Source organism: Pedobacter sp. 01T416_2 (genome assembly GCF_056398925.1).
Map to the genome: position 1 here is coordinate 1 of NZ_JBFTQI010000597.1, position 3,785 is coordinate 3,785.

3 protein-coding genes are annotated in these 3,785 nt (G+C 37.2%); 1 reads left to right on the forward strand and 2 read right to left on the reverse strand.

What is annotated here, in order from left to right; genetic code table 11:
• The coding region (locus AC1DPQ_RS20960) for a glycosyltransferase family 4 protein (RefSeq protein ID WP_477610757.1) at window positions 1-1,667 on the reverse strand (1,667 nt) is incomplete at its 3' end.
• 129 nt (window positions 1,668-1,796) lie between these two features.
• Here AC1DPQ_RS20960 and ku point away from each other — a divergent pair.
• Entirely contained in the window at window positions 1,797-2,567 is a 771-nt protein-coding gene (gene ku / locus AC1DPQ_RS20965) for a non-homologous end joining protein Ku (protein ID WP_477583083.1), read from the forward strand.
• A 101-nt stretch (window positions 2,568-2,668) separates the two neighbouring features.
• Here the strand turns inward: ku and AC1DPQ_RS20970 are convergent.
• A partial coding sequence (locus tag AC1DPQ_RS20970) for an alpha/beta hydrolase (RefSeq protein ID WP_477610758.1) occupies window positions 2,669-3,785 on the reverse strand: 1,117 nt, incomplete at its 5' end.

The window sequence follows — 3,785 nt, forward strand, 5'->3', positions numbered from 1 at the left end:
TCACCAGGATGGGCACAAAGATAATATGATAGACCAATAATGGTATTGGCTTTTCCACGGAGATATTTTAATTCTTTAAAATGCGGAATAGAATGCGAAAATAATTCTCTACCAAATTCACGGTAAGAATTGTTGGGTGCACTGCAAACTAAATAACCCAATGACCAGATGGTACGGCCAAAAGAGTCTTCTGAGCCTATTTTATCCAAATAATTGCGGTTAAAACTCAAGAAATTCCTAAAATTCCCATCATCGGTTTGCATATATTGAATAAAGCTCAGATAAACAGGCATGAATTTTAAAGCTTTAGGATTTTTATCCTGCTCGATAGCCATTAATGCCATAATTAATGCCCTCGCATTATCATCAATGCAATAGCCTTCTTTCAGATTTGGAATGCCAAAACGGGCGTGCTGAATAATTCCGGTATCATCTGTTAGTAGCGAAATATGATCTAAATTAAGCGCTGGCATACCCTCCACATCAATAATAGGAGGAGTAACTCTTTCGGGTCTTTTTCCATTGGCCAGAGCTTCATTTAACACATTAAGATAAACACTTCCAATGGCTGGCCAACGAAGATTTAAGCCATATTCATAAGCATTTCGCTTCAATTTTTGATATTTATCCTTATCACTTAATAGTTCATTGACGATGGTTGCCAGTTGCACATCATTTTTAAAATCAAATAATTTGCCTCTATTATCAGCTAAAAGTTCTTGTGCATGCCAATATGGAGTAGAAACTACTGCTGCACCTGCACCAATAGCATAAGATAATGTACCGCTGGTTATCTGCGCTTCATTTAAATAAGGGGTGATGTATAAATAACAGGCTGTTAAATACTGGTGCAATTCTTCTTCAGATACAAATTTATTAACGAAAGCAATATTATTTTCCACCCCTAAGTCTTTCGCCAATGCTTTCAAACTATCGCGATACTCTTCGCCATTATGTTTTACTACGCCAGGATGAGTATTGCCCAGAATCACATATAAAACATCTGGATGTTGAGCGACAATTTCTGGCAAAGCTTTAATTACGGTTTCTAAGCCTTTATTTCTGCTAATTAAGCCAAATGTAAACAGCACCTTTCGATCAGTAAAAAGCGCACTCTGAACAATTTCGTTATTGGGTATAGGTTCCAGATCTGGAACCCCATGTTCAATTAATTTGATTGAAGCCTTAGGGATCTGGTAAATACTGGTTAAAAACATGACTGCTTTTTTACTCATCACCACTACTTTAGATGATTTAACTGCAATCTCTTTAATAATGGTCTGTTGCATAAAATTTGGTTCTTTTAAAACCGTATGCAAAATGGTAATGAATGGCTTTTTTAATCTATTGATTAGTGACAATAAGAATACGCCGCTGTTGCCACCATATATACCGAATTCATGTTCAATAATACAACTATCTACATCACTGTTATTGATAAAATCTGCAGCATCGATATAATCTTTTTGATTTTGCTGACGGATGACGAATTTCACTTCGCTTGGGTAATCGTGTTCATTAACATCATCCGATTCATTTAATGCAACAACAAAGCTTTTTCGTGAATTATAAGCAGGATTTAAACTTAAGGCATTAACCAAATTTTGATTAAATGTAGCTAAACCGCATTCACGAGGAGGATAGGTTGAAATGTAGGCGATTTTCATATGTATTCAAATAGGGTTGATACTTAAATAACATTGTATTATCTAAATAGTTTGTGATTTCCTCAATTTACGCTTAATAAAGCCAAAACAATCTGATTTAGACACTTGTTAGTAAGTAAATATTTAACTATGAGATCAATATGGAAAGGTTCTATTGGATTTGGCTTGGTAAACATTCCAATTAAGTTGTTTTCTGCTGTCCAGAATAGTAACCTCGATYTAGATATGCTGGATGAGCGTGATCACGCAAAGATTAAATTTTTAAGGGTAAATGAAAACACCCATAAAGAAGTGCCTTATGAGAAGATTGTTAGAGGCTATTTTTTAAAAGACAGATACGTTGTGTTAGATAAGCACGATTTTGAAGAGGCAGCACCCGAAAAAACCAAAATTATTGAATTAGAGAATTTTGTTGATATAAAAGATATCAATCCTATTTATTATGAAACTTCTTATTACACCGAGCCTGAAAAGCAGGGCAAAAAAGCTTATGGGTTATTGCTAAAGGCCTTAGAAAAATCGGGTAAGGCTGGAGTGGCCAGATTTGTACTGCGGAATACAGAAAATCTTTGTGTTATCCATCCCATGGAGCATGTAATTGTGATTACTAAAATCAGGTTTGAGCAGGAAATAAGAAGTTTATCAGAAATTAACAAGGTTGATGATATTACCATAACCAAAAAAGAAATGGATGTGGGGTTGGCCTTGATCAAACAATACAGTTCCAAATTCGACTTAAGCGCCTTTAAAGATGATTACAGTAGCGAACTTTTGAAGATTATCAAAGCAAAGTCTAAAGGCAAACGCGCAACGGTTAAAAAGATGAAACCGCAAAAAGCTACAAGCGATGACCTGTATGATCAACTCATGCAGAGCTTGGGTTCGAAGAAAGGAGCTTAGTTAGTTTGGAGTTTGCAGTTGGGAGTTTTGAGTTAAAAACGCTCAGCGCAAAACGCTATGCAAGAACAGCCCTGGAGTAAATACCACTCCAGGGCTGTTCTTTATTTAAAAGCAGCCTTCAATTGATCTGCGGCATAGGCCTGAGCTGCTTTCGCTTCTGGTACTAGCAGCGCCATACCAAAAAAATCATGTGTTACACCCTCATAATTTTTACTGCCCACTTTTACCCCGGCGGCTTTCAATTTATCAGCGAGTATTACACCATCATCGTGCAAAGGATCTATTTCGGCTGTAATAATAGTTGTTGATGGAAGCCCTTTTAAATTGGCATTAACCAATGATATTTTAGGATCCTGCGCTTCAATCATTGTAGTCAGATATTTCTCTGTAAACCATCCCATCATTGCTTTGTTTAGCGGTTTTGCTTTTTCATGCAATTTATAAGATTCGGTGTTCATATCTGCTTGGGTTATAGGATAAACCAAAACCTGGTGCACAGGAAGCATAATGTGTTTGTCTCTGGCCATAATAGATACATTTGCTGCTAAATTTCCACCTGCACTTTCACCAACAACTGCAATCTTAGCCGGATCGGCTTTTAAATCTACTGCATTTTTAACAGCCCATTCATAAGCTGTAAAAGCATCGTTATGCGCAGTAGGGAACTTGTTTTCGGGTGCTAAGCGGTAAGCAACAGAAACCACAACTGCACCAACCTGCTCTGCCAATGCCTGTGCAGATGCATTATAAACATCTAAATTGGCAATAACGAAACCACCGCCATGGTAATAAACAATTAACGGATAGGGCCCGCCTTCACCTTTTGGCGTGTAGATACGCAAATGGATTTTACCTCCGCTAACATCAATATCTTTCCCCATGGTATCTACTTTCGCAGCTGGCATGGTTATATTATTTTGTTTTGCCAAATCCATTACCGCATCGGTTGGTGTATGATTTTTCCGCGCATCGGCAGCACTTAAAGTTTCTAAAGGTTTATCTCCATAACTATTTAATTTTTCTATTACAACCTGCATTTCTGGTTTTATTGTTTTTCCCCATTCAGGAGCAGGCCCGGCAGGTTTTAATGCTGCAGTTACTGAAGAGTCGGTTATGGTCGAATCTGTAATCGTAGTCGTTTTTGTTCCGCCTGTACAAGCAGCAATACAAACAGCTACAATACAAATAAATGAAGCAGGTTTTAACCAGTTAGTTTTC